The organism is Bradyrhizobium sp. 2TAF24, assembly GCF_052115025.1.
Classification (GTDB): Bacteria; Pseudomonadota; Alphaproteobacteria; order Rhizobiales; family Xanthobacteraceae; genus Bradyrhizobium_A.
Genome location: NZ_JBFRFW010000003.1, coordinates 266,838 through 290,127 on the forward strand (window position 1 = coordinate 266,838; position 23,290 = coordinate 290,127).

27 protein-coding genes and 1 other RNA gene are annotated in these 23,290 nt (G+C 68.5%); 5 read left to right on the forward strand and 23 right to left on the reverse strand.

The window, feature by feature from the left end; translation table 11 throughout:
• Positions 1–27 precede the first annotated feature (27 nt).
• The 4 genes from AB4Z37_RS07115 to AB4Z37_RS07130 all read right to left on the reverse strand — a co-directional run bounded on the left by AB4Z37_RS07115 (position 28) and on the right by AB4Z37_RS07130 (position 4,451).
• Positions 28–1,041: a Na+-dependent transporter gene (locus tag AB4Z37_RS07115; protein ID WP_441515998.1), complete on the reverse strand. Its 1,014-nt coding sequence runs from the start codon at positions 1,039–1,041 to the stop codon at positions 28–30.
• Between the two features lie 263 nt (positions 1,042–1,304).
• On the reverse strand, positions 1,305–2,324 hold the full coding sequence (locus AB4Z37_RS07120; RefSeq protein ID WP_441515999.1) for an LLM class flavin-dependent oxidoreductase: 1,020 nt from the start codon (positions 2,322–2,324) through the stop codon (positions 1,305–1,307).
• 170 nt (positions 2,325–2,494) lie between these two features.
• On the reverse strand, positions 2,495–3,160 hold the full coding sequence (locus tag AB4Z37_RS07125) for a sulfite oxidase-like oxidoreductase (protein ID WP_441516000.1): 666 nt from the start codon (positions 3,158–3,160) through the stop codon (positions 2,495–2,497).
• 19 nt (positions 3,161–3,179) lie between these two features.
• Positions 3,180–4,451: a bifunctional alpha/beta hydrolase/OsmC family protein gene (locus tag AB4Z37_RS07130; protein ID WP_441516001.1), complete on the reverse strand. Its 1,272-nt coding sequence runs from the start codon at positions 4,449–4,451 to the stop codon at positions 3,180–3,182.
• Between the two features lie 193 nt (positions 4,452–4,644).
• On the opposite strand from AB4Z37_RS07130, the gene AB4Z37_RS07135 reads away from it, so the two are divergent.
• Complete coding sequence (locus AB4Z37_RS07135; protein ID WP_441516002.1) at positions 4,645–5,499, forward strand: alpha/beta fold hydrolase; 855 nt, start codon at positions 4,645–4,647, stop codon at positions 5,497–5,499.
• Between the two features lie 35 nt (positions 5,500–5,534).
• Here the strand turns inward: AB4Z37_RS07135 and AB4Z37_RS07140 are convergent, their stop codons facing one another.
• From AB4Z37_RS07140 to AB4Z37_RS07160, 5 genes are all read right to left on the reverse strand, one after another.
• Positions 5,535–6,608 carry an alpha/beta hydrolase gene (locus AB4Z37_RS07140; protein ID WP_441516003.1) on the reverse strand — a complete coding sequence of 358 codons (1,074 nt, stop codon included), beginning with the start codon at positions 6,606–6,608 and terminating at the stop codon, positions 5,535–5,537.
• A gap of 50 nt (positions 6,609–6,658) precedes the next feature.
• Positions 6,659–7,393 (reverse strand): helix-turn-helix transcriptional regulator, encoded by a 735-nt coding sequence (locus AB4Z37_RS07145; protein WP_441516004.1) that lies wholly within the window; start codon positions 7,391–7,393, stop codon positions 6,659–6,661.
• Positions 7,394–7,487: 94 nt separating this feature from the next.
• Positions 7,488–7,994: a DUF2852 domain-containing protein gene (locus AB4Z37_RS07150; protein ID WP_441516005.1), complete on the reverse strand. Its 507-nt coding sequence runs from the start codon at positions 7,992–7,994 to the stop codon at positions 7,488–7,490.
• A gap of 135 nt (positions 7,995–8,129) precedes the next feature.
• Positions 8,130–8,798 (reverse strand): TetR/AcrR family transcriptional regulator, encoded by a 669-nt coding sequence (locus AB4Z37_RS07155; protein WP_441516006.1) that lies wholly within the window; start codon positions 8,796–8,798, stop codon positions 8,130–8,132.
• Positions 8,799–8,912: 114 nt separating this feature from the next.
• On the reverse strand, positions 8,913–9,617 hold the full coding sequence (locus AB4Z37_RS07160; RefSeq protein WP_441516007.1) for a glutathione S-transferase family protein: 705 nt from the start codon (positions 9,615–9,617) through the stop codon (positions 8,913–8,915).
• 232 nt (positions 9,618–9,849) lie between these two features.
• Here AB4Z37_RS07160 and AB4Z37_RS07165 point away from each other — a divergent pair, with 232 nt between their 5' ends.
• Positions 9,850–10,224 (forward strand): winged helix-turn-helix transcriptional regulator, encoded by a 375-nt coding sequence (locus tag AB4Z37_RS07165; RefSeq protein WP_441516008.1) that lies wholly within the window; start codon positions 9,850–9,852, stop codon positions 10,222–10,224.
• On the opposite strand, the gene AB4Z37_RS07170 is transcribed toward AB4Z37_RS07165, so the two are convergent.
• On the reverse strand, positions 10,157–10,873 hold the full coding sequence (locus tag AB4Z37_RS07170) for a TetR/AcrR family transcriptional regulator (RefSeq protein ID WP_441516009.1): 717 nt from the start codon (positions 10,871–10,873) through the stop codon (positions 10,157–10,159). The genes AB4Z37_RS07165 and AB4Z37_RS07170 overlap by 68 nt on opposite strands.
• A 95-nt stretch (positions 10,874–10,968) precedes the next feature.
• On the opposite strand from AB4Z37_RS07170, the gene AB4Z37_RS07175 reads away from it, so the two are divergent.
• On the forward strand, positions 10,969–11,610 hold the full coding sequence (locus tag AB4Z37_RS07175) for a glutathione binding-like protein (RefSeq protein ID WP_441516010.1): 642 nt from the start codon (positions 10,969–10,971) through the stop codon (positions 11,608–11,610).
• Between the two features lie 91 nt (positions 11,611–11,701).
• Here the strand turns inward: AB4Z37_RS07175 and AB4Z37_RS07180 are convergent, their stop codons facing one another.
• The gene (locus AB4Z37_RS07180; RefSeq protein WP_441516011.1) at positions 11,702–12,265 is read right to left on the reverse strand and encodes a TetR/AcrR family transcriptional regulator; all 564 of its coding nucleotides are present in this window, start codon (positions 12,263–12,265) and stop codon (positions 11,702–11,704) included.
• Between the two features lie 18 nt (positions 12,266–12,283).
• Positions 12,284–12,751, reverse strand: coding sequence for a nuclear transport factor 2 family protein (locus AB4Z37_RS07185; protein ID WP_441516012.1), 468 nt, complete (start codon positions 12,749–12,751; stop codon positions 12,284–12,286).
• Positions 12,752–12,870: 119 nt separating this feature from the next.
• On the opposite strand from AB4Z37_RS07185, the gene AB4Z37_RS07190 reads away from it, so the two are divergent.
• A complete protein-coding gene (locus tag AB4Z37_RS07190; RefSeq protein ID WP_441516013.1) occupies positions 12,871–13,293 on the forward strand; it encodes a GFA family protein in 423 nt (140 codons plus the stop codon).
• Here AB4Z37_RS07190 and ybgC read toward each other — a convergent pair.
• The 8 genes from ybgC to AB4Z37_RS07230 form a co-directional block, all read right to left on the reverse strand.
• A complete protein-coding gene (gene ybgC, locus AB4Z37_RS07195) occupies positions 13,275–13,736 on the reverse strand; it encodes a tol-pal system-associated acyl-CoA thioesterase (protein ID WP_441516014.1) in 462 nt (153 codons plus the stop codon). The two genes, AB4Z37_RS07190 and ybgC, sit on opposite strands and share 19 nt — an antisense overlap.
• A complete protein-coding gene (locus tag AB4Z37_RS07200; protein ID WP_441516015.1) occupies positions 13,729–14,142 on the reverse strand; it encodes an NUDIX hydrolase in 414 nt (137 codons plus the stop codon). The genes ybgC and AB4Z37_RS07200 overlap by 8 nt, the downstream gene beginning before the upstream one ends.
• On the reverse strand, positions 14,139–15,185 hold the full coding sequence (gene ruvB, locus AB4Z37_RS07205) for a Holliday junction branch migration DNA helicase RuvB (protein WP_441516016.1): 1,047 nt from the start codon (positions 15,183–15,185) through the stop codon (positions 14,139–14,141). Before ruvB ends, AB4Z37_RS07200 begins: the two co-directional genes overlap by 4 nt.
• A complete protein-coding gene (locus tag AB4Z37_RS07210; protein ID WP_441516146.1) occupies positions 15,182–15,595 on the reverse strand; it encodes a cytidine deaminase in 414 nt (137 codons plus the stop codon). Before AB4Z37_RS07210 ends, ruvB begins: the two co-directional genes overlap by 4 nt.
• Before the next feature lie 22 nt (positions 15,596–15,617).
• Positions 15,618–16,235, reverse strand: a complete 618-nt coding sequence (gene ruvA, locus AB4Z37_RS07215) for a Holliday junction branch migration protein RuvA (protein WP_441516017.1) — start codon at positions 16,233–16,235, stop codon at positions 15,618–15,620.
• Entirely contained in the window at positions 16,232–16,741 is a 510-nt protein-coding gene (ruvC, locus tag AB4Z37_RS07220) for a crossover junction endodeoxyribonuclease RuvC (protein WP_441516018.1), read from the reverse strand. Before ruvC ends, ruvA begins: the two co-directional genes overlap by 4 nt.
• A 38-nt stretch (positions 16,742–16,779) precedes the next feature.
• A complete protein-coding gene (mgtE, locus tag AB4Z37_RS07225) occupies positions 16,780–18,153 on the reverse strand; it encodes a magnesium transporter (RefSeq protein WP_441516019.1) in 1,374 nt (457 codons plus the stop codon).
• Positions 18,154–18,410: 257 nt separating this feature from the next.
• Positions 18,411–19,157 (reverse strand): YebC/PmpR family DNA-binding transcriptional regulator, encoded by a 747-nt coding sequence (locus AB4Z37_RS07230; protein WP_441516020.1) that lies wholly within the window; start codon positions 19,155–19,157, stop codon positions 18,411–18,413.
• A gap of 293 nt (positions 19,158–19,450) precedes the next feature.
• On the opposite strand from AB4Z37_RS07230, the gene AB4Z37_RS07235 reads away from it, so the two are divergent.
• Entirely contained in the window at positions 19,451–21,214 is a 1,764-nt protein-coding gene (locus tag AB4Z37_RS07235) for a methyl-accepting chemotaxis protein (RefSeq protein ID WP_441516021.1), read from the forward strand.
• 76 nt (positions 21,215–21,290) lie between these two features.
• Here the strand turns inward: AB4Z37_RS07235 and AB4Z37_RS07240 are convergent, their stop codons facing one another.
• The 3 genes from AB4Z37_RS07240 to ssrS all read right to left on the reverse strand — a co-directional run bounded on the left by AB4Z37_RS07240 (position 21,291) and on the right by ssrS (position 23,001).
• Entirely contained in the window at positions 21,291–22,112 is an 822-nt protein-coding gene (locus AB4Z37_RS07240; protein ID WP_441516022.1) for a TIGR00282 family metallophosphoesterase, read from the reverse strand.
• A 1-nt stretch (position 22,113) separates the two neighbouring features.
• Positions 22,114–22,713: a 5-formyltetrahydrofolate cyclo-ligase gene (locus AB4Z37_RS07245; protein ID WP_441516023.1), complete on the reverse strand. Its 600-nt coding sequence runs from the start codon at positions 22,711–22,713 to the stop codon at positions 22,114–22,116.
• 126 nt (positions 22,714–22,839) lie between these two features.
• A non-coding RNA gene (gene ssrS, locus AB4Z37_RS07250) (6S RNA) lies at positions 22,840–23,001 on the reverse strand.
• Positions 23,002–23,290 lie beyond the last annotated feature (289 nt).

A 23,290-nucleotide genomic window follows, 5' to 3' on the forward strand; every position in this document is an offset into this window, starting at 1 on the left:
ACTTCGGTAAAATGGCAGGCTGCGGCCCTAACCGGCGGATTCGGCCTTGTTTTCCAATCCCGAAGCCGCCGTCCCGGTGCCGGTTCCCGCCATCACCAGCGGCCGCAGCAGCAGCGGCGAGAGGTAGATCGGGAACTGGCTGAGCGCGAAATACAACCATGTCGCCCCGGGCAGCACGCCGCCGGCGGCGGCCAGCATCAGGCCCATGTTGCGCTGGCACGCCATCACCCCGAGCGCGAGCGCAACATCGCGGCTCGTCCGGCGAAACACCGCGACGGTGGCCGCGAGCAGCACCAGGAACACCGCGAAGGCGAGCGCGGTGAGCAGCAGCATCCGCCCGGGCGCGGCGAGCCACTCGGCGGCCACCGTTTCCATCATGCCCGCGACCACCACCAGCAACGCCACGATATTGACGCCGTCGATCGGCTGGCGGTGGCGCTGGATCGCGGCGGCGCCCACCACGCGGCGAAGCACGGCTGCGGCCAACAACGAACCGCCGAGCAGCGCCGCGAGCTTGGCGCCGAGCAGGAGCGGCGACAGCTTCAGCGCGTCGCCAAGAAACACCATCGCAAACGCCGGCGCCGTCAGCGGCAGCAAGGCGGTGCAGGTGACCAGCGTCACCAGCACCAGCGTCGCATCGAGCCCCATCAGCGTCGCGAGCGCCGGCGCCGCCATCATCGGCGACGCCACCATCTGCAGCATCAGCCCGAGAAACAACTCGGGCGCGCGCAGGTTCAGCCCGGTCAGCACGAAGGCGAGACCGACCAGCAGCGGCACGCCGATCGCATTCCACGCCGTCGCCGCCGCGATCAGGCCGGGACGCCGCAGATAGCCGCGCAGCGCGGCGCCGTCGACCCGCATGAACGAGATGCAGAGCAGGATGAAGATCGCCTCGCTGACATAGGGCTTCATCATCGTGCCGAGCGGCGGGCACACCACCCCGATCACGACAATGGCCGCCAGCCCCCACACGCCCTGACGGCCGATCCAGGCGAGCAACGCGACAGGCAGGGCAACGACAGCGGAAACGGCAGACGGCATGGCTGGACACTTCGTGTGATGAGCCGCCGCACAGCGCGGAGCGCCGGAGCAGCGGCGAGAATGTCAGGAAAGGGCGGCATCGATCGCCGCAGGGCGCGCGATCGCCTTAAGCCATCTTGTCCGACGCCATAGCGCTGTGGCGCGCCGGGGAGGTGCGCCACCAGGCGCGAAGCGAGACGCCTCGCCGCTGCGTCCTGGCCGATCGCTGCATCATGGCCGTCACTGTGCCACCCCCGCGCCGGCGGGACAACACCCGGTCATCCTCAGCCGGCCTTCGTGGCGGCGGGAATATCGAGCGGCTGGCGGATGGCGATATCGGCCAGGATCTCATAGGAGCGCAGGCGCGCGCGATGGTCATGGATCGCGGAAGCCACCATGACCTCGTCGACGCCGGTCTGCGCGATGAACTGCGTCAGGCCGCGCCGCACCGTCTCGGGCGATCCGACGAAGGCATAGCGCAGCATACCGGAGGCCTGCACCTTCTCCTCCGGTGTCCAGTAGGTCTCGATGTCCGGGATCGGCGCCGGCAACTGGCCACGCGCGTTGCGGAAGATGTTGGTGAAGCTCTGTTGCGCCGAGGTGAACAGAAAGCGTGCCTCCTCGTCGGTGTCGGCCGCGATCACGTTGATCCCGGCCATGGCGTAAGGCTTCTGTGACTGCTCCGACGGCTCGAAACGGGCGCGGTACATGTCCAGCGCCTGCATCAGCGCATCGGGTGCGAAATGCGAGGCGAAGGCATAGGGCAGGCCGAGCATGGCGGCGAGCTGGGCGCCGAACAGGCTGGAGCCCAGGATCCAGATCGGCACGTTGAGCCCGGCACCGGGCACGGCGCGCACGCCCTGCCCCGGCTGCGCCGGCGCGAAGAACGCCTGCACCTCCAGTACGTCCTGGGGAAAGTTGTCGGCATTGTCAGGCGAGCGGCGCAGCGCCCGCAAGGTGCGCATGTCGGTCCCGGGCGCGCGGCCGAGGCCGAGATCGATCCGTCCCGGGAACAGCGATTCCAGCGTGCCGAACTGCTCGGCGATCACCATCGGCGCATGATTCGGCAGCATGATGCCGCCGGACCCGACGCGGATGCGCTTGGTGCCACCAGCGACATGACCGATCACCACCGCAGTGGCGGCGCTCGCGATCCCGACCATGTTGTGGTGCTCGGCAAGCCAATAGCGCTGGTAGCCCCATTCGTCCGCATGCTGGGCGAGGTCGAGGGTGTTCTTCAGCGCAATCGCCGGCGTTGCTCCGGCGGGCACGGGCGCGAGGTCGAGAATGGAGATGGCGGGCAAAGGTCAGACTTTCCGATGATCCGGTGGCGAGGCCGGGTCGCGCCGCCGCGGCACAGACCCCCACCGCAGATGCCCCCTCCCCGCCCGCCGCGCAAGGGCACCGGCCCGCCCTGCATGCCGCCGATGCAGGATTGGGCGGTCCGCTGCGGGGGACCGCGGCGGTGCCGGCCTCAGGGGTCGTCGGAATAGCGTTGCTCCTGCCAGGGATCGCCGCGGTTGTGGTAGCCGCGGACTTCCCAGTAGCCCGGCGCATCGACGCGGCGAAACTCGATCCGGCGCAGCCACTTGGCGCTCTTCCAGAAATAAAGGTGCGGCACCACGAGGCGCAGCGGGCCGCCATGGTCGGCGCTGATCGGCTGTTCGCTCCAGCGGTGCGCCAGCAGCGCGTCGGGCGCGGCGAAATCGGCCAGCGTCAGGTTGGTGGTGTAGTTGTCGTAGCCGTGCAGCACCACGAAGCCGGCCTCGTCCTTCGGCCCCACGATCTCCAGGAGATCGCGCGTGGCGAGGCCCTCCCAGACATTGTCGTAGCGCGACCAGGTGGTGACGCAATGGATGTCGGACATGAAGCGGCGTTGCGGCTGGGCGAGAAATTGCGCCCAGTCCCAGGACACCGGGTTCTCGACCGCGCCGTCGACCACGAGCCGCCAGCGCTCCGGCGCGATGTCCGGCGCGCCGGTGAGATCGAGCACCGGCCAGTCGCGGGTGAGATGCTGCCCGGGCGGCAGCCTCTCCTCCTCCGGCCGCGCGGTGCGCCCGGTCAGGAAGCGGCCTTCTTCCGCCCACTTCTGCTTGCTGCGGGTCAGTTTGCTCTCAGGCGGATCGGTCTTGTCGGTCATCACGTGTATCCTGGCAGAATCAGGCCTCTTCCTTGCACGTTTTCTCCATGTCGCTGAAGTGCTGCTCGGGCGGCTCCGACGCCATCGGCAATGGCGGGATCGTCCCCTTGTGGGTCTCGACCGCCGCGCCGCGCTCCAGCGTGCGATGGACCGGACACTTGTTGGCGATCTCGATCAGCCGGTCCTGCTGGGCGGCATCGAGCGCCCCCTCCACCACCACCTCGCGGCTGAACACGTCGCGCGGCTCCTCGGTGCGCTTGGCGTGGGTGACGGTGACGCTGACGCGGTCGAGCGGCCAGGCTTTCTGGTTGGCATACATGCGCAGCGTCATCGCCGTGCAGGCGCCGAGCGCGGCGCTCAGCAACTGGTAGGGCGATGGCCCCGAGCCGAGTCCGCCGACGTCGACCGGCTCGTCGGCAAGGAAACGTGAGCCGGCCGCACGCACCTCGACCTGGTAGCGTCCCGCACCGGTCTCGGCGATGACGACGGCGTCGTCGCGCGGCGCCGCCGGCGTGGCATGCTCCGCCTCCGCGTCCGCGAGGTAGCGCGACGCCCAGGCCGCGATCACCTCTGCGGCATAGTCGGCATCGGCTCCGCCGGTCAGCAGATGGTCCGCGCGGTCGAGCGACACAAAGCTTTTCGGGTGGCGCGCAGCGAGGAAGATCGCCGACGCATTGTCGATGCCGACGATGCCATCGAGCGGTGCATGCAGCACCAGCAGCGGCCGCTTCAACTGCGCGATGGTCTGCCCGGGATCGTGGGCGCGCAGATCGTCGATGAAGGAACGGCGGATGGTGAACGGCGTGCCGCCGAGATCGACCTTGGCTTCGCCGCGCGAGGTCAGTTCGTCCAGCTTGTCGCCGAACAGCTTGGTGACATGGCCGACCTCGAACGGCGCGGCGATGGTCGCCACCGCCGCGATGTCCGGGAGCTGTGTGGCGGCCGCGAGCACCGCGGCGCCCCCAAGGCTGTGGCCGACCAGCAGCGACGGCGCCATGCCCTGCTGCGCCATCCAGGCGCTGGCGGCGACGAGATCGCGGACATTGCCGCTGAAGGTGGTGTCGGCGAAATCGCCGCCGCTGTCGCCGAGCCCGGTGAAGTCGAAGCGCAGCACCCCGATGCCCCTGAGCGCCAATGCGCGGGCGATTCGCACAGCGGCGCGCGACTTGCGGGTGCAGGTGAAGCAGTGGGCGAACAGTGCGTAGGCGCGCGGACGACCGTCGGGCAGATCGAGCTGACCGGCGAGACGCTGCCCCTCGGCACCATCGAAGTCGAAGCGTTGCGTGATCATCGAAGCCACCCTGGTGTTGGCCGCCGTCGCACGGCGTGGCGGAACCCGCGCGCATCATGACGGCCACCTCGCACCGGGGCCAGTGCGAAATGCCGGCACCCCGCCGAAAGTCCCTCATGACTTGTGAGGTAATCGCCTGCGGTGCGCGCCCGTGGCTGACTGATCGTCGACCTTCAGCCCAGGGAGACTTCACATGAACGTCATCACCGCAGGTTTCACCGACGCCGACACCCGGATGCCGCTGCGCCCGGTCATCACCACGCGGGACGGCCTGCGGCTGTTCCACAAGGACTGGGGCACCGGCGCGCCGATCCTGTTCGTGCACGCCTGGTCGATGAGCTCCGACTTCTGGGAGTACCAGATGGTGCCGCTGGCGGCGCAGGGCCTGCGCTGCATCGCCTTCGACCGCCGTGGCAATGGTCGCTCGGAGGACAACGGCACCGGCTACAGCCTCGACGCGCTGTCGGACGACCTCGCCTGCGTCATCGAGCAGCTCGACCTCGACAACGTCACACTGGTCGGCCATTCGCTCGGTGCCAGCGAGGTCGTGCGCTACCTCGCGCGCCACGGTTCAGGGCGGGTCACGCGCGCCGTGCTGGTCGCCGGCGGCACGCCACCGCTGGTGAAAAGCGCGGACAATCCCGACGGCATCGACAAGGCGATGTTCGACGCCGTCCGCGACGCCCTGCTCACCGACCGCGCCAAGTGGCTGCGCGACAACGCCGCGCCGTTCTTCACCGCCGACACATCGCCGGGCCTGCAGGACTGGACGATGGCGATGATGATGCAGTCGTCGCTGCGCGCGATGGTGGAGACCGTGTATCTGTCCTCGATGAGCGACCTGCGGCCGGACCTGCGCCGGATCGACGTGCCGGTGCTGGTGATTCACGGCACCGCGGACCAGTCGATCCCCTATGCCTTCGGCCAACGCACGCTCGACCATGTCGCCGACGGCCGCATGATCACCTATGAGGGCGCCCCGCACGGCCTGCTGGTGACCCATGCCGCGCGGCTGCGCGACGACATCGCCGCCTTCGCCGCCGGCTGAACGAAGACCGCCCGCACACGGGCGGTCTCCACGCCTTACATGTGCACGCCCATGCGCAGCAGGCGGTCCACCGCCGCAGCCATCGGCGTGTGCGGCGGCGAGATGCGCGCATCGACCTGCGGCAGCGCCGCCTGCAGGAAGTGCTCGATGCGCTGGTGCGCCGTCTCCGCCAGTTCGCCACCCATGGCGGTGAAGCCATGCACGCCACCGGGATAGACCGCGAGCTCGGCGGGGTTGCCGGCCGCCACCCAGCGCGCATGCATGAACAGGCTGTCGTCGAGCAATTGATCGAGCGTTCCGACCGAGAACAACGCCGGCGGCAGCCCGGCAAGGTCGGCGTAGAGCGGCGAGACGTCGGGATGCCGCCGGTCGATCCCCGGCGGCACGAACGCCTCGCCGATGCGTTCGCCCACCCGCCGGGTCGTCACCGTCTTCGCCGGATCGACCCGCAACTGGCTCGGCGTCATCGACAGGTCGTAGGCGCCGAACGCGAGGTTGGCCGCGGCGAAAGCGTCACCGAAGCCGGCGTCGCGCAACCGCAGCAGCGTCACCGCGGCGAGGTGCGCACCGGCGGATTCACCACCGATCAGCAGACACGCCGTGCCGAACAGCGGCTCGGCATGGGCGATCAACCAGCGCGCCGCGGCCTCGCAATCGTCCGGCGCCGCGGGATAGGGATGCTCCGGGGCGAGACGATAGTCCACCGAGATACAGGCGACGCCGAGTGCCTCCGCCAGGCGCTCCATGTCGCCGTCGCGCATATCGGCCGAGCCCAACGTCCAGCCGCCACCATGCATGTGAAGGTAGACGCCACGCGGCACCGGCGGCGCGATCACCCGCAGCGGCACCAGATGACCGCCCCGCCCCGGCGCGTGCAGCAGCTTGGCGCGCGGCGACGGTGCCGTCACCGGAATCGGGCCGTCGCCGCGCGCGAAGGCACGCCGCAGGCTGGCAAGATCACGGGCCGCGACATTCGCGGCGCTGAGCCGGCGCGCCACCGCATCATTAATGGCGCGGGTCTCCTCGGACACGGCGGCGGGGCGGAACTCGGCGGCGGCCGGATAGCGGGCCCCATGACGGTCGAGTTCGCGATAGAGGCTGCGGTCCATGACGATTCTCCTTGTGCGTCTTGGGGCACAGGAGATGGACCACACCCGCGTCAGTTTCTGGCAGCAGTCTGCGCCTCGTCCCGGGCGTGCTTGGCCGCGGCGCGACCGCCGCGGTCATTCTCCCGCCACGCCTTGATCAGCGCCTGGCGCGACATCGGATAGGGCTCGTCGAGCACGACCAGTTCACTGATGCGGTCGGAGCGGAAATGGCGGAAGGCGGTGCGCAGCTCGCACCAGGCGACGACGAGGCGAACCGCCTCGAAATAGACCAGCGCGATCGGCCACACCACGCGCTCCGTCGCCTGGCCGCTCTCGTCCTGGTAGGCGACGCGCAGCTTGCGCTGGCCGCGGATGGCGCCGCGAATCACCGCGGGATCGATCGCATCCGGCACCTGCGCGCGTGACGAACCGCTGAACAGGGCGGCATTGGTCAACGACGCGGTCAGCGGCACCGGCAGCACCGCGGCGATCTTGGCGAGCGCGTTCTCCGCGGCGCTGGCGAGATCGGCATCACGGCGCTGGGCCACCCACTGCCCGCCGAGAGCCAGCGCCTCCAGCTCGTCCTCGGTGAACATCAGCGGCGGCAGGATGAAGCCGGGCTTCAGCAGGTAGCCAACCCCCGCTTCACCCTCGATCGGCGCTCCCAGCGCGATCAGCGTATCGATGTCGCGATAGATCGTGCGCTTGGACACGCCGAGTTCCTCGGCGAGCGCAATCGCGCTGACGGCGCGGCGGTGACGGCGCAGCGCCTGGATGAGATCGAAGAGGCGGACGGAACGGGACATGCGCGATCAGCAACAGGGAATCCGCGCGCACAATAAAACCGCCCGCTTGTGGGGGACAAGCGGGCGGCCGACACAGCTTTCAGGTCGTGGGGCGTTATGCCTGAGGCTGGTTGTTGGGCGGCGGCGTCGGGCGCGAACGGTGCTCGGCCATGAACTGGTCGAACTCGGCCTTGTCCTTGGCGTGCCGCAGACGGTCGAGGAAGCCCTTGAACTCGGCCTGCTCTTCCTCGAGCCGGCGCAGCGTGTCCTCGCGGTACTCATCGAACGCGCGGTTGCCGCTGGACGGGCCACCGTAGCGGCGGCCATCGCCGTTGCCACCGCCGAAGCCGTGCTCTTCCATGCGCGAGCGCATGCGGTCCATCTTCCACTGCAGCCGCTCCATCTTGTCCTGCCAGCGGCCGTACTGCGTCCAGCAACCCATCTTTCTGCTCCCGAGTGTGAAGAAAAGAAGTGCGAGGCCGATCGGCCACCACAGGATGAAACCGAGCACCGTCAGCGCGATCCATGCCGGATGCCAGGTCGAGTGGAGAAACTGCGGGTGCCGCCGATCATCCCATCCAGGGCGCTGCCCCCAACGGCTGAATTGCGCGGTGTCAGACATCTGCCTCTCCCAGTGACGGCGAAGTGCCGCCTGTGAATGTAAATAACATTTACATAGATAGACCGTCGCGATTTTTTGTCAAGCCGGGCCCTCCCGGCGGCATCGGGAATATTTGGGACCGATTCGGCCCCGATCTCAGACCTTGGCGGCCGCCGCCGGCCGCTCGGTCGCAAAGCCGAGACCACGCAGATAGATCAGCACACCGGCCTCGAGCAGTTCGTCGGGCGACATCGGCAGCTTGCGCCGTGCCGCGTCGCCGCGGCTGAACAGCGAGGCGATGCCGTGGGACATCGACCAGATATGCAGCGCCACCATCAGCGCCGGCGGCCGCGGCAGCCCCGCGGGTGTCAGCGCCGCAAGGCGATCGGCTGTCATGCGGATCACCGCGAAGGCGCGCTCGCTCGCCGCCAGCAGTTGTGGGTTGCCGTCGAGCGACACTCCGGATTCGAACATCGCCGAGTAGAATGCCGGCTCGTCGCGGGCGAAACTCAGATAGGCGCGGCCCAGCCGCTCGAAGGCCGTGATCAGGTCGGGACGGCCGTCGTCCCACGCCGCGATCAGCACGCTTTCGAACTGCTCGAAGCCGCGCAGGGCGATGCTGGCCAGCAGTTCGTCACGGTCACGGAAGTGGCGATAGGGCGCCGCCGGGCTGACGCCGGCCGACCGCGCCGCCTCGGCGAAGGTGAAACCTCCAGGCCCCTTCTCGGCAATCAGGCCGAGCGCGGCTTGCACCAGCGCCTCCTTGAGGTTGCCGTGGTGATAGCCGCGCTCGGCGCGGGGTTCCTTGTCTTTATGCCAGCTCATGTAAAGGGCTTTTACATGACTTGCGGCGATCCGTCACGGACCGCGAGCGCCCCGGGGCGGCTGTTTTTCCGCCGCCGAGGACAGCAGCCCCGCACATGCGGAGCCGCCGCAGTCTCAGTCCGCGAGGCCCGCCAGCACCTCGGCGAGCGGAACAACGCCCGTCATCGCCTTGGACGCCGGCAGCGCCGCGCCATCCTCGACCGCCAGCGCGAAACGCACCGCCGGATCCGCTTTGAGCCGCGCCCGCAGCGCGCGGATTTTCGGGGTGGCCTCCGGCGCAATCGCCTGATGGAAATCGGCCCAGCGCGCCACCCCGACGAACACGGCATCCGCCAGCGTCGGCCGGTCACCGAGCAGGTAGGGGCTGTCGCCGATCATCGCCTCGAGCTGGGCATGGCGGCGACCGACCAGGTCGCGGCCGAAGCGGCGCAGCGCGTGGCGGTAAGCCTCGTCTCCGTCCGCCATCTCCAGCGCCACCCACAGCGGACTGAAGGCGGCGGTGAAGCCGGTGTTGAGGAAGGCGACGATCTGGTGCAGGCGGTCGGCCTGGGCCGTACCCGGCGCAAAACTGATGCGTCGCTCACCGTCGCGGGCCTCGAGCCAGAGCGCGATCGCCATGGTCTCGCTCAGCGGCGGCGCGTCGGCGGTGACCAGCACCGGCGTCTCGCGCCGGCCATTGATGCGGCCAAAGGCGTCGGTCAGCATGTCATCGGGCATGTGCACCCGCGACAGGCGATAAGGTTGCCCCAGCCATTCGAATGCGGCAACGAGGCCGAGCGAGCTGCCCAGCGGGAAGCCCGTCAGTAGGGTCGGTGTCATGATGTCTCCGTGAATCCGTCAGGTTCACGCCGCGGCGTGACGCGAACTTAAGGGCGCGCCGCTTGAAGTAAATGACGCACAAAAATGTAACCGGAGACCCGTGCGCTGAACGCGAGGTTGCTGCAATGATGCGGCCCACGCGCATCATGGCATGGCCCTGAGGCCTTTCACGTCGCGGGCTCGTACATAGCTTGCCGAGAGCACAACGAAGTTACGAAGCAGGATACTGGTAATGCTGGACGTCGTATCGAACTGCCCGATCGAAGAAGCGATGCGCGTGCTCAGCGGCCGCTGGCCGACGCTGCTGCTGTACTATCTCAAGGACCGGCCCAAGCGCTTCAGCGAGCTAAGGCGCGACAACCCCACGATCTCCCACCGCATCCTGACGCTGGAGCTGCGCAAGCTCGAGCAGGCCGGCATCGTCACGCGCACCGCGCAGGGCGGCTTTCCGTTGCATGTGGAATACGACCTGACCGCGCACGGCCGCGCGCTGGTGCCGCTGATCGACTCGCTCGGAACCTGGTGGAGCGCTGCGCGAGCTAGCGGCGCGGTGCCGCCGGCGCAGCGCCGCCCGCACACACAAAGTCGATCGCCCGTCGCGCAATGACCTCGAGGTCGGCGCGCGGCGTCCAGGCGCGCGCGCGGATCGCGATGGTGTGGATGGCGGAGCCGGCGACCTGCACCAGCAACTCGACATCGGTGTCCGCCGGCAGCTCGCCGCGCGCGATCGCAAGCTCGAGCAGCTTGCGCAGCGCCTTGTCGGTCGCCGCCAGCGCGCGCAGCACGGTGCCGCGGATCTCCGGATCCGCCATCGCCTCGGAGCCCGCCGTCATCACCGTGAAACAGCCGCGCGGACCGTGCTCGCCGGCGAGATAGACGTCGAGCGCAGTCGCGAAGATGCGCTCCATCGACTGGCGCAGCGTCAGCGCCGGATCGAACGCGGTGGCGAACTGGCCGCCGACGTCGTCACGGTAGTGTTCATAGGCTTTCAGGAACAGCTCGCGCTTGTCGCCGAACGCGCCATAGAGGCTGGGGCGGTTGATCCCCATCGCCGCGCTGAGATCGTCGAGCGAGGTCGCCGCATAGCCGCCGTCGCGAAAGCGGTCGAGCGCCCGCGCCAGCGCCACCTCTGGCGTGAACGCGCGTGGCCGGCCGCGCTTGCGCACGGGCGCGGTTTCGGCCGCCGCATCTGCCCGCAGCGCGGCGTCGTCCCCGACGGGCGGCTTGGATGGCGGTCCATTTCTTTTTTGTACCATTTCGCAAGAAATCCTTGACCGCATCTATTTTATGCGAGACGGTACATAAATTAAACCCCAAACCGTTCGCCGCAAACCCTCAAGGGAGATACGTCATGGACCTTTATTTTTCGCCCCTCGCCTGCTCGATGGCGACCCGTATCGCGCTATACGAAGCTGGTGCCGATGCGACCTACCTGGAGGTCGATCCCAAGACCAAGCAGGTGCAGCGCGATGGCTCTGATTTCAGGGACGTCAATTCGCTCGGCCTCGTGCCGACGCTGCGCACCGACGACGACGTGGTGCTGACCGAGAATGCCGCGATCCTGCAATATGTCGCCGAGCGTTTTCCCGGCGCTGGGATGGCCGCCGAGAATGCGCAGGAGCGCGCCCGCCTGCAGCAGTGGCTGTGCTTCATCGGCACCGAGCTGCACAAGGGGCTGTTCTTGCCGCTGCTCGACCGCAAGGCGCCGGCCGACGTGCACGCCTACACGCTGAAGAAATACCTGTCGCGGCTCGACTACCTCAACCGCTATCTCGATGGCCGCGCGTTCGTGCTCGACCACTTCAGCGTCGCCGACGCCTATCTCGCCACCGTGCTGAACTGGAGCATGGCCACCCCGATGATCGACTTCAAGGCGTATCCGGCGGTGACCGCGTATCTGACCCGCATGCGGGCGCGGCCCAGCATCGCCCGCGCCATGGCCGAGGAGCTCGAGCTCTATAAGGCCGAGATCGCCCGTCACAAGGCGGCTTGAACCCTGCGTCCCGACGGTCGCGACTAAACCTTGCTGGACCAAACCGCTGGACCAGACCTTGGCGGCGACGCGCATCCCCCTGCGCGTGCCGCTACTTTTCCGACAGCAGCCGCGCCCGCGCCGCGGCAAGCGCCCGCGTGAACACTTTGGTGTCGTCGAGGGCCCGCGTCAGCACCAGCGCGCCCTGGATCGCCAGCACGGTCTGTTCGGCCATCTGGCGCGCCACCGTCTTGTCGTGGCCGAGCTTGCGCAGCGCCGCGGCCAGCGCCTCGATCCAGCCGGCGAAATAGCCTTTCACCGCGTCCGCGAACAGATCGCGCGCGGCGCCGAGCGCCACCACGCCGACCAGGCAGACCCGCTGCCCGGAGCGAAAATAGTCGTCGACGGATGCGAACATTGCGGCAATGCCGGCGGCCGGATCCGCGGCGGCGCGCAGCGGCGTGTAGATGCGGTCGGCGAACCAGCCGTCGACCGCGGCCAGCACCTCCCGCGCCATCTGCTCCTTGCCGCCGGGAAAGAAGTTGTAGAGGCTGCCCTTGCCGAGCCCGGTCGCCTCCGAGATCAGCGCCAGCGTCGCGCCCTCGTAGCCATGGGCGCGAAACACCTCCGCCAGTTGCGGCAGCACATCGGCCCGCTCCGCAATCACTCTCGCCATCGTCTCAATTGCTCCGTCTCACTCCGGCGTGTCGCCGAGGCCTGCCACATCCGCCGGGCGCGGCCCCGGCGCCGCCCAGTGGAAGCGGCGCTCGCTCTCCCGGATCGCGACATCATTGATGCTGGCCTCGCGCCTCCGCATCAAGCCGGCGTCGTCGAATTCCCACTGCTCGTTGCCGTAGGAGCGGTGCCACTGCCCCGCGGCGTCATGCCATTCATACTGGAAACGCACCGCGATGCGGTTGCCGTCAAACGCCCACAGATCCTTGATCAGGCGATAGTCGTGCTCCTTCTCCCACTTGCGGGTGAGGAAGGCGACGATCGCGGCGCGGCCGACCACGAACTCGGAGCGATTTCGCCACCGGCTGTCCTCGGTGTAGGCGAGCGCCACGCGCGCGGGATCGCGCGAGTTCCAGGCATCCTCGGCCATGCGGACCTTCTGGATGGCGGTGTCACGGGTGAACGGCGGCAGCGGCGGGCGGGACATGCAACATCTCCTGGCTTTGTACTGATAGGTACAATTTGTACCCATCGGTCCAATTCGTCAAGTCTATTTCACGGAGTGCCCGATCCGTTTATGGGAAGGGCCCGAGACGGAGACCATCGATGACAGAACGCGTGGCAGCCTGCGCCTGCGGCCAGCTCCAGATCCGCTGCAGCGGCGAGCCCGCGCTGGTGCCGCTCTGCCACTGCGTGCAGTGCCAGCGCCGCACCGGCAGTCCATTCGGCGTCGGTGCCTTCTTCGACGCCGCGGCGACCGCCGTGTCCGGCGCATCACGCCGCTGGCAGCGCACCGCCGACAGCGGCCACACGGTCACATTCCATTTCTGCGAAACCTGCGGGTCGAGTGTGTATTGGCACGCGGCGAAGCTGCCGGACCACATCGGCGTCGCGGTCGGCTGCTTCGCCGACCCGCAGTTTCAGATGCCGACGCTGGAAGCCTATGGCGAGCGGCGCCATCGCTGGGTGGCGGATCTTCAGACCTGCCGCGTGGCGGCAGCGCCCGGCACTCAGGATCCCGAGTCCTGATCCGCCTTCATGGCGATGCGCAGCGCCTTCGGGATTGGCCGTGCCCGGCCGCCGGAGACGAATGCGACCTTCACCCTGGCCTCGACCAGAACCTCGTCGCCACGACGCACCTGCTGCGCGAGGGTGATGGACGCGCCCTTCACCTCCACCGGCGTCGTCGACACCTCCAACAGGTCATCCATGCGTGCCGGCCGCAGATAGTCGATCTGCATGGCGCGCACCACGAAGGCGAACCCCGGCGCCTCGGCCTCGGCGGCGGCAAACAGCGCGTGCTGGTCGGCGCCGAGCAGGCGCAGGTAGTTGGTGCGGCCACGCTCCATGAAGCGCAGGTAGTTGGCGTGATAGACGATGCCGGTGAAATCGGTGTCCTCGTAATAGACACGGACCAGCATGACATGCCGGCCATCGACGATGCGGCCGTCGAGCGCTGCAGAATCAGCCATGGCCCGCCACCTGCTTCGCGGCCAGCGGCAGCACGTGATCGCGCGTCAGCGGCGCAATGCAGATGTCCGGCGGCGACGCCGGATCGACCCAGATCATGTCGGCGATCTCGGCGCGCGGCGTGATGGCGCCGGTGACGGACGCCGCATAGACCGCCGCGCGCACCCGCCAGCCGGTCTCGTTGGCGGCCGCCGCCTCGAAGGTGCCGAGCGCACGCACAGATCCCTCCACCGGGATGCAGCCCAGCTCCTCGTCGAGCTCGCGGGCCAGCGCCGTGACGTCGTCCTCGCCGGCATCGCGCTTGCCGCCCGGCTGCATGAACGCCGCCGTGCCGCGCTTGCGCACCAGCAGCACTCGCCCGGCGGCATCACGGATCAGCGCGGCGACCACCTCGACCGTCGGCGTCATGCGTCGTCGTCCTCGTTGAACAGGCCGAACTGCGAGGGATCACGCGACGGCTCGGCGATGCCGAGATGGCGGAAGGCGTGCGAGGTCAAAAGTCGGCCACGCGGCGTGCGCTGGATCAGGCCGCACTGGATCAGGTAGGGCTCGATGATGTCCTCGATGGCGTCGCGCGGCTCCGACAGCGCCGCCGCCATGGTCTCGACGCCCACGGGGCCGCCGCCATAATTGAGCGCGATGGTGGTGAGGTAGCGGCGGTCCATGGCGTCGAGCCCGGCGGCATCGACCTCGAGCGCTCTCAGCGCCTTGTCGGCGATGGCGCGGTCGACCGCGTCGGCATCGGCGACCGAGGCGAAGTCGCGGACCCGGCGCAGCAGGCGGCCGGCGATGCGCGGCGTGCCGCGCGCGCGGCGGGCGATCTCGTTGGCGCCGTCCGGCGTCATGCCAAGGCCGAGCACCCGCGCGCCGCGCACCACGATCTTTTCCAGTTCCTCGATGGTGTAGAAGTTCAGCCGCACCGGAATCCCGAAGCGGTCGCGCAACGGATTGGTCAGCAGGCCCGCGCGCGTGGTGGCGCCGACCAGGGTGAACTTCGACAGGTCGATTTTCACCGAACGCGCCGCCGGCCCCTCGCCGATGATCAGGTCGAGCTGGAAATCCTCCATCGCCGGATAGAGCACTTCCTCCACCGCCGGGTTGAGGCGGTGGATCTCGTCGATGAACAGCACGTCGCGCTCTTCGAGATTGGTGAGCAGCGCCGCAAGGTCACCGGCTTTGGCGATCACCGGCCCCGAGGTGGCGCGGAAGCCGACCCCGAGCTCGCGGGCGACGATCTGCGCCAGCGTGGTCTTGCCGAGCCCGGGAGGACCGACGAACAGCACATGGTCGAGCGCCTCGCCGCGCTTGCGCGCGGCATCGATGAACACCTGCAGGTTGGCGCGCGCCTGCGCCTGTCCGACGAACTCGGACAGATTCTGCGGCCGCATCGCCGTGTCACCGATGTCGTCGGTACGGCGCTCCGGCGTGATCAGGCGGCTGTCGGCGCTCACTCGCTCCCCCGGCGGTACTTGTTGGGCAGCAGCTCGGCGACGGTCGTCACCATCGGCGCGCCGTTGCCGGGCACGATGACCCGCGCCCTGGCGTCATAGTCGTAGATCAGCTCGCGGCAGATGCCGCAGGGCGACACCACCGCGATATCGCCGGGCTCGTCGGGCTTGGGATGGCGCACCGCGACGATGGTCTCGATGCCGTGATCGCCGGTCTCGGTGATGGCGCGGCCGATCGCGATCGCCTCGGCGCACACCGCGATGCGGCCGATATAGGCGTCGATATTGACCCCGGTGACGATGCGGCCGTCGCGCGTGCGCATCGCCGCGCCGACTTCCTGCCAGTCATTGCGATAGCGGCTGCTGATCGCGTCGGTGGCGGCGGCGATCAGTTCCTTGTCTTGCTCGCTCAGGCTGGACACGCAATCCGCTCCTTCATTTCGACAGCTCCTTCAGCCCGAGGCGAATGAGCTGCGCCGTCTCGGCGCCCTCGCCGGCGCTGCGCACGGCGGTGGCGACGGCCGCGGCCGCCTGCGGCTGACCATAGCCCAGATTGACCAGCGCCGAGATGGCGTCGGCCACCGGCCGCGGCGCATTACGCTCCTCGATCGCACCCGACAGTTGCACCACCGCCGGATCGATCGAGGCGATCGCAGGGGCCTTGTCCTTCAGCTCGGTCACGATGCGCTCGGCGACCTTGGGGCCGACCCCCGGGGTGCGCGCCACCGCCGCCTTGTCGCGCAGCGCGATGGCATTTGCGAGGTCGGAGGGAGGCAGGGTGCTCAGCACCGCCAGGGCAACCTTGGCGCCGACCCCCTGCACCGTCTGCAGCAGGCGGAACCACTCGCGCTCGAGATCGGTGCGAAAGCCGAACAGCTTGATCTGGTCTTCCCGCACATAGGTCTCGATCGACAGCACAGCAGCCTCGCCCGCGCCGGGCAGGGCCTGCAGCGTGCGCGAGGCGCAGTGCACCTGATAGCCGACCCCGCCGACGTCGAGGATGACATAGTCGTCGCCGTAGGAATCGATGACGCCCTTGAGCTTGCCGATCATGACGCGGCCACCCGCAGCGTCATGGACTGACGGTGATGCGCATGGGTGATCGCGATGGCCAGCGCGTCGGCGGCGTCGGCGCTCTTCGGGGCGGCCTTCGGCAGCAGGATGCCGAGCATGACACGGATCTGGTTCTTGTCGGCGTGGCCCGCGCCGACCACGGTCTTCTTGACCTGGTTGGGGGCGTATTCGGCCACCGAGAGCCCGAACCGCGCCGGCGTCAGCATGGCGACGCCGCGCGCCTGGCCGAGCTTGAGCGTCGCCGCGCCGTCCTTGTTGACAAAAGTCTGTTCCACCGCGGCCTCCGCCGGGCTGTATTCGCCGAGCACCTTGGCAAGGCCGTCATGGATGGCCACCAGCCGCTCCGCCAGCGGCAGGGTGTCGGTGGGTTCGATCGAGCCGCAGCCGACATAGATCAGGCGGTTGCCGTCACTGTCGATCACCCCCCAGCCGGTGCGGCGGAGGCCGGGGTCGATGCCAAGAATACGAATCGCGCGCGACGTCATGTCCTATGATAGCCCAAACCGCCGCACGCGTCCGTGCCTCACAGCAGGGTGCCGCGCAGGATCAGCAATGCCACGCTGAAATAGATCATCAGCCCGGTGACGTCGACCAGGGTCGCCACGAACGGCGCCGACGCGCTGGCCGGGTCGAACCCGGCGCGCTGCAGGGCAAACGGCAGCATCGAGCCGGCCACCGAGCCGAACGTCACCACGCCGATCAGCGCCGCGCCCACCGTCAGCGCCACCAGCACCCAGTGCTCGCCATAATCGTAGAAGCCGAGCTTCTGCCACAGCACGATGCGGATGATGCCGATCAGACCCAGCATCGAGCCGAGGATGATGCCGGTCGGCAGCTCGCGGAATGCGACCCGCCACCAGTCGGACAGTTTCACGTCATGCAACGCCAGCGAACGGATCAGCAGCGAGGTCGCCTGCGAGCCTGAATTGCCGCCCGAACTCATGATCAGCGGGATGAACAGCGTCAGCACCAGCGCCTTTTCGAGCTCGCCCTCGAAGTGCTGCATGGCGCTGGCGGTGAGCATCTCGCTGACGAACAGCAGGCACAGCCACACCCCGCGCTTGCGGATCATGTCCATCAGGCCGATCTGCATGTAGGGCTCCTCGGTCGCCTCCATGCCGCCGAACTTCTGCACGTCTTCGGTGCTCTCCTCGATGATCGCGTCCATGATGTCATCGAAGGTGACGATGCCGCGGACATGGCCGGCCTTGTCCACCACCGGCACCGCGAGCAGGTCGTATTTGGTGATCAGCCGCGCCACGTCCTCGCGGTCGGCGAGCGGCGTGGTGGTGATCGGGGCGCGCTCCGCCGCCAGCACCAGGATGTTGGCGGTGGGCTCACCGGAGATCAGCCGGCGCAGGCTGACCGCGCCGACGAGGCGCCGGCTCAGCGGATCGAGCACATAGATTGCGTAGACGGTCTCGCGGGTGCGCTCGACCTGGCGGATGTGCTGCAGCGTCTGCTCGACCGTCCAGTTCGCCGGCACGCTGACGAACTCCGTCGTCATCATGCTGCCCGCGGTGTTTTGCGGATACTCCAGCAGGCCGGCGATCGCGGTGCGGGACGCCTCGTCGAGCTTCTGCATCAGCTCGGTGCGGACCGGATCCTCGAGCTGCTGCACGATGTCGGCGGCCATGTCGGCCGACATGCCGGCGATCAGCGGCACCGCGATCGGACGCGGCAGCGCCTCGACGATCTCGGCGCCGAACAGCAGCTCGGGCTTGTCCAGGATGCCGACCGCCCGCTCGGTCGGCAGCAGCGCCAGCACCTCGGCGGCCTCGACCGCGGTCAGCTGGTTGAGCACCTCGACGTTGTCGGCGACATCCTCATGGGTCAGCCGGGCGGCGATCGACGCCGCATCGAAGACATCGTCGGAGATGGCGTGGGTATCCGTCATAGCTCACCTTGTCGAACCGCCGGCAGAGGCGGGGTCGGTGAGCTCCCAGAAGCGCTCTCAGACCACCAGGGCCGCTACCGGCAATGTACGTGGACTGTCGCTTGGCATGGTTGAAGGGATCCAATGGTGCGGGACCGACTGCGATCAATCGCCGCATAGCGCTGACATGATCCTTCGAGGCGCAGGCGTCAAGCCAAAAAAGTCGGGGGAGGCATGGCCTCCCCCTTTCATCCTCGACAGTGCAAACGCGTGCGCGATCAACCGCCCATCTTGGCGACGAGTGCGTCGGAAATCTCGAAGTTGGCGTAGACGTTCTGGACGTCGTCGTGCTCGTTCAGCGAGTCCATCAGCTTGAGCAGCTTCTCGCCGGTCTCGTCATCGACCGCCACGGTGTTCTGCGGCTTCCAGGTCAGCGCCGCCTTGCGCGGCTCGCCGAACTTGGCCTCCAGCGCCTTGGCGACCTGCTGGAACGAATCCGGCGCGGCATAGACCTCGTGGCCGCCCTCGCTGGACTGAACGTCGTCGGCACCGGCGTCGATCGCGGCCTCCAGCATGGCGTCGGCCGACGCCACGCCGGCGTTGAATTCGACGATGCCGACGCGGTCGAACATGAACGACACCGCGCCGGTCTCGGCGAGGTTGCCGCCGGACTTGGTGAAGTAGGAGCGGATATCGGACGCGGCGCGGTTGCGGTTATCGGTCAGCGCCTCGACAATCACGGCGACGCCGCCGGGACCATAGCCCTCGTAGCGGATCTCGTCGTAGTTCTCGCCTTCGCCGCCGGAGGCCTTCTTGATGGCGCGCTCGATATTGTCCTTGGGCATGTTCTCGGCACGCGCCGCGATCACCGCCGCCCGCAGGCGCGGGTTCATCGCCGGATCCGGGGTGCCGAGCTTGGCGGCGACGGTAATTTCACGCGCCAGCTTGCCGAACAGCTTGGACTTCTGTGCGTCCTGCCGCCCCTTGCGGTGCATGATGTTCTTGAATTGGGAATGTCCGGCCATGCGGAAATCTCTCTGACTGGGCGCTACGTCGTGTCCGCCGGCCTGCGCCGCGGGTCAGAGGTTCCCCGGATGCCCGAGGGGCGGATTCGGGGGCATCGGTCTGGCCCGGCGCACGGCGGATTCGGCCGCGGGTTATAGGCTCGGAACTACGGAAAATCAAAAAAACCTCGCGGTTTCGGGTATCGGGATAGGGAAATCCGGCGAAAGCAGGCAAATTCCGCTCCGGTTAACCCCTCGGTTACGGCCCGATGCAATGGTGTCCATTAACCATCATCCGTGGTCGGTGAACTCCCATGGTTTTTGCTTTGTTCCGGAAGGCTGCCGCCGAGGCGCCTCCGATGAAGGCGGCCGTCGCGAGCGATACCGGGGCCTCGCCCCCCGATGCAGCCTCCCCGCCTCCCGAAGACAACACCGCCGCGCAGATCCTCGAGCTGCTCGAGGTCGAGCTGCAGGCCATGATCCGCCAGCTCGAGCGCGCAGCCGCCTCGGTCGCGGGCGGGGCGCGCTCCACTGCCGACACCCTCGCCGACATCCGCCGCCGGACCGAGACGCTGACCGGCCGCGCCGGCGAGGCGCGCTCGACCGCCGCCACCTTTTCCGACGCCGCCGACAAGTTCACTGAATCAGCAGGCGGCATCGGTGCGCAGGTGCGCGACGCCGGCAAGCTCGCGGACGAAGCCGCCGCCGCGGCGCATGAGGCCAGTCTCAACGTCGATCGCCTGCGCGATTCGTCGGCTGCCATCGGCAACGTGGTCAACCTGATCGCCAGCATCGCCAAGCAGACCACGCTGCTGGCGCTCAACTCGACCATCGAGGCGGCGCGGGCCGGCGACGCCGGGCGCGGCTTTGCCGTGGTCGCCTCGGAGGTCAAGGCGCTGGCGGTGCAGACCCAGGGCGCGACCGAAGAGATCCGGCAGAAGATCGACGCGCTGCAGCAGGACGCCACGACCTCGATCGCCGCGGTGCGCCGCATCTCCGAGGCGATCGCCGCGATTCGCCCGGTGTTCAGCCATGTCAACGGCGCCGTCGCCGAGCAGAGCGCGACCACCGGCGAGATGGCCCGCAACGCCGCGGCGACCACGAGCTTCATCGCCGCGGTCGGCGACAGCGCCGGCGACATCGACGGCGCGACGCGCCAGGCCGAGATCCATGGCGGCGAGGTGGCGAAGGCCGGACAGAGCGTCACGGCGCTGGTGGACAAGCTGAAGGCGCGCTGCGCGGTGCTGCTGCAGCAGGGCGACACGACACGCACGCACAAGGACGAGCGGCTGCCCTGCCATCTGCCGATCGTCCTGCGGACGCGCAGCCGCGAGATCACGGGCAGCATCTACGAGGTATCGCGCCAGCAACTGCTGGTCGAGGGCGCGGGCCTTGCGCTGCTTCCGGTCGGCGAGACGCTGGCGGCGGTGAGCGACCAGCTCGGCGAATGCCGCCTGCGCATCGCCGGACACAGCGATCTCGGCACGCAGCTCGCGTTTGCGAGCCCGAACACGGCGCAGACGGAACGGATCGAGGACCTGCTGTTCGCGATCCACGACGACAACACCGAATGCGTGGCGCGGGCGATGGACGCCGCCGGCAGGATCAGTGCGCTGTTCGAAGCCGCAATCGCCCGTGGCGAGATCAGCGCCGCCGATCTGTTCGACACCGATTACCAGCCGATCGCCGCCACCGCCCCGCAGCAGGTCCGCACCCGCTATCTCGCCTGGGCCGAAGGCGTGCTGCCGCAGATCCAGGAGGCGGTGCTGGCGAGCGCGCCTGGGATGACGTTCGCCGCCACGGTCGACCGCAACGGCTACCTGCCGGTGCACAACAAGATCTATGCCCAGCCACAGCGTCCCGGCGACGTCGCCTGGAACACCGCCAACTGCCGCAACCGGCGCATCTTCGACGATCCGACGGGCCTCGCCGCCGCGCGCAACACCCGCGCCTATCTGGTGCAGAGCTACGCCCGCGACATGGGCAACGGCGTGAAGATACGGATGCGCGAGATCGACGTGCCGATCCGTGTCGGCGGCCGGCACTGGGGCGGCTTCCGCACCGCCTACAAGCTCTGATCGCGCGCGGCCACGGTCACGCGCACCTGCCCCGGAAATTCCGGATGGGTGGCGTCAGGAAGGATGCTCGCGATGTTCAGGTCCAGAACGATGGCGCGGTCTGCTCGAGCCGGCCGCCGAGCCGCACCGGCGCGATCCGCGTCGCAAGGCCGGTCTTGTCGTCGGTCTCGATGGCGACGCCGCTGAGCGTTGCCGGGCCGAACGCCGGCTCGAACCGCGCCGATGGGATGCCGCTGAGGAAGCGCTGCAGCGGCTCCTCCTTCTGCATGCCGATGACGGAGTCATAGTCGCCGGTCATGCCGGCGTCGGTCATGTAGGCGGTGCCGCCGCTGAGGATCTGATGGTCGGCAGTCGGGATGTGGGTGTGGGTGCCGACGACGAGGCTGACGCGGCCGTCGCAGAAGTGGCCCATCGCCTGCTTCTCGCTCGACGCCTCGCCATGGAAATCGACGATGATGGCGTCCGCCGCCTCGTGCAACGGACAGGCCTCGAGCTCGCGGTCGATGGCGCGGAACGGGTCGTTCAGCGGCTCCATGAAGATGCGGCCCATGGCGTTGATCACCAGCGCGCGCGCGCCGTTCTTGGCCTCGACCAGCGCAGCGCCGCGCCCGGGCGTGCGCTTCGGAAAATTCAGCGGCCGGATCAGCCGCGGCGCGCGCTCGATGAAGACCAGCGCCTCCTTCTGATTCCAGGCATGGTTGCCGAGCGTCACCGCATCGGCACCGGCATCGATGAAATCCTGATAGATCGCCTCGGTGATGCCGAAGCCGCCAGCGGCGTTCTCGCCGTTGACGACGACGAGGTCGAGCTTCCAGTCGCGGATCAGGCCTGGCAGACGGTCGGTAATCGCAGTGCGGCCGGTCTTGCCGACCACGTCGCCGATGAAAAGGATCCGCAACTCAGTGTCTCCGCGTCTCGATGGTCTCGTGTTCGGTGGCAATATAGTCGAGCGGGACATCGTGCGGCAATGCAGGAACGTGCTCCACCTGCTGTGCGGCGAACGCCAGCCCGATCGTCACCGGCGCCCCGCCCTGCCCACGCAGGCGCGCGAGCGTGCGGTCGTAATGCCCAGCGCCATAGCCGATGCGATGACCGGCGCGGTCGAACGCGGCGAGCGGCACCAGCACGATATGCGGGTCGGACAGCGGCGCATCCGCGGCCGGCTCGAGGATGCCGAGACCGCCACGCACCAGCGTATCGCCCGGCTGCCACCGCCGGAACAGCAGCGGCGCATCGCGCGTGACCACGACCGGCAGCACCAGCCGCGCACCGCGCGCGGCCAGCGCCCGCATCAGCGGCTGCGGATCGAACTCGCTGCGGATCGGCATATAGCCGGCCACCACCTGCCCCGGCGCCACGTTGAACGGCAGGGGCCGCACGGCGAGCGCCTGGGCGGCGGCCACGCGCAGCGTGGACGGCAGCGCGTCGCGGCGCGCCAGCACGACCTGCCGCAGCTCGACCTTGGCATGATCCGCGCTGTCCATCTCCGCACTGTCCATGAATCGCTCGCCCTCACAGCCGCCCGGCGCGACGCCGGCCGGCATTACGCCGGCCGTGCGAACCGCCGGTGCAAGCCCGCCGGTGCAAGCCCGCCGGTGCAAGCCCGCCGTGGAGGAAAGAGAAAGTGCGAAGCCACGGTAACCGTTGAAGCGCTCGATCCCGGAGTTCCCTACGAAAGTAGGTGGGCGCCATATGCCCGGGCCCACGGGCCCGGCCAGGGACAGCTCCCGGAAGGATCGATAAGGCCCCGGGGATATTATGGCTCCTGACGAGAGACGCAGCCTCGCAGAACCAATGTAGCGACGATTGCGCGCCGTCGCCACCCATCCGCATGAACTTTCCGAGATTCGCGCAACAATTTGCAGGAGACGGCAATGCCGCGGCCCAAACGGCCCCCGACGGCAAGCCATTCGGGCAATATCCCGCGCGACATCCCTCTCAAGCAGGCCTGTCGGCGTGCCCCACGATCAGGGCTGGCCGACATCCGATCGGCCCCGTCCGGATTGACCGGCATCGACGGGCTGCGGCCGCTTCAGTCCTCACACGATCATCGACGCGCTGGACCGACAACGAGGT

Coding starts and splice junctions, on each gene's coding strand:
- AB4Z37_RS07170 (WP_441516009.1), bottom strand. CDS start 10,873: ATGGTACAAAAAAGAAATGGACCGCCATCCAAGCCGCCCGTCGGGGAC.
- AB4Z37_RS07145 (WP_441516004.1), bottom strand. CDS start 7,393: ATGTCCCGTTCCGTCCGCCTCTTCGATCTCATCCAGGCGCTGCGCCGT.
- AB4Z37_RS07155 (WP_441516006.1), bottom strand. CDS start 8,798: ATGAGCTGGCATAAAGACAAGGAACCCCGCGCCGAGCGCGGCTATCAC.
- ruvA (WP_441516017.1), bottom strand. CDS start 16,235: ATGATCGGCAAGCTCAAGGGCGTCATCGATTCCTACGGCGACGACTAT.
- AB4Z37_RS07180 (WP_441516011.1), bottom strand. CDS start 12,265: ATGGCGAGAGTGATTGCGGAGCGGGCCGATGTGCTGCCGCAACTGGCG.
- AB4Z37_RS07135 (WP_441516002.1), top strand. CDS start 4,645: ATGAACGTCATCACCGCAGGTTTCACCGACGCCGACACCCGGATGCCG.
- AB4Z37_RS07185 (WP_441516012.1), bottom strand. CDS start 12,751: ATGTCCCGCCCGCCGCTGCCGCCGTTCACCCGTGACACCGCCATCCAG.
- AB4Z37_RS07140 (WP_441516003.1), bottom strand. CDS start 6,608: ATGGACCGCAGCCTCTATCGCGAACTCGACCGTCATGGGGCCCGCTAT.
- AB4Z37_RS07200 (WP_441516015.1), bottom strand. CDS start 14,142: ATGACGCCGACGGTCGAGGTGGTCGCCGCGCTGATCCGTGATGCCGCC.
- AB4Z37_RS07160 (WP_441516007.1), bottom strand. CDS start 9,617: ATGACACCGACCCTACTGACGGGCTTCCCGCTGGGCAGCTCGCTCGGC.
- AB4Z37_RS07125 (WP_441516000.1), bottom strand. CDS start 3,160: ATGACCGACAAGACCGATCCGCCTGAGAGCAAACTGACCCGCAGCAAG.
- AB4Z37_RS07130 (WP_441516001.1), bottom strand. CDS start 4,451: ATGATCACGCAACGCTTCGACTTCGATGGTGCCGAGGGGCAGCGTCTC.
- AB4Z37_RS07175 (WP_441516010.1), top strand. CDS start 10,969: ATGGACCTTTATTTTTCGCCCCTCGCCTGCTCGATGGCGACCCGTATC.
- mgtE (WP_441516019.1), bottom strand. CDS start 18,153: ATGACGGATACCCACGCCATCTCCGACGATGTCTTCGATGCGGCGTCG.
- AB4Z37_RS07230 (WP_441516020.1), bottom strand. CDS start 19,157: ATGGCCGGACATTCCCAATTCAAGAACATCATGCACCGCAAGGGGCGG.
- AB4Z37_RS07190 (WP_441516013.1), top strand. CDS start 12,871: ATGACAGAACGCGTGGCAGCCTGCGCCTGCGGCCAGCTCCAGATCCGC.
- AB4Z37_RS07235 (WP_441516021.1), top strand. CDS start 19,451: ATGGTTTTTGCTTTGTTCCGGAAGGCTGCCGCCGAGGCGCCTCCGATG.
- ruvC (WP_441516018.1), bottom strand. CDS start 16,741: ATGACGTCGCGCGCGATTCGTATTCTTGGCATCGACCCCGGCCTCCGC.
- AB4Z37_RS07115 (WP_441515998.1), bottom strand. CDS start 1,041: ATGCCGTCTGCCGTTTCCGCTGTCGTTGCCCTGCCTGTCGCGTTGCTC.
- ybgC (WP_441516014.1), bottom strand. CDS start 13,736: ATGGCTGATTCTGCAGCGCTCGACGGCCGCATCGTCGATGGCCGGCAT.
- AB4Z37_RS07245 (WP_441516023.1), bottom strand. CDS start 22,713: ATGGACAGTGCGGAGATGGACAGCGCGGATCATGCCAAGGTCGAGCTG.
- AB4Z37_RS07165 (WP_441516008.1), top strand. CDS start 9,850: ATGCTGGACGTCGTATCGAACTGCCCGATCGAAGAAGCGATGCGCGTG.
- AB4Z37_RS07150 (WP_441516005.1), bottom strand. CDS start 7,994: ATGTCTGACACCGCGCAATTCAGCCGTTGGGGGCAGCGCCCTGGATGG.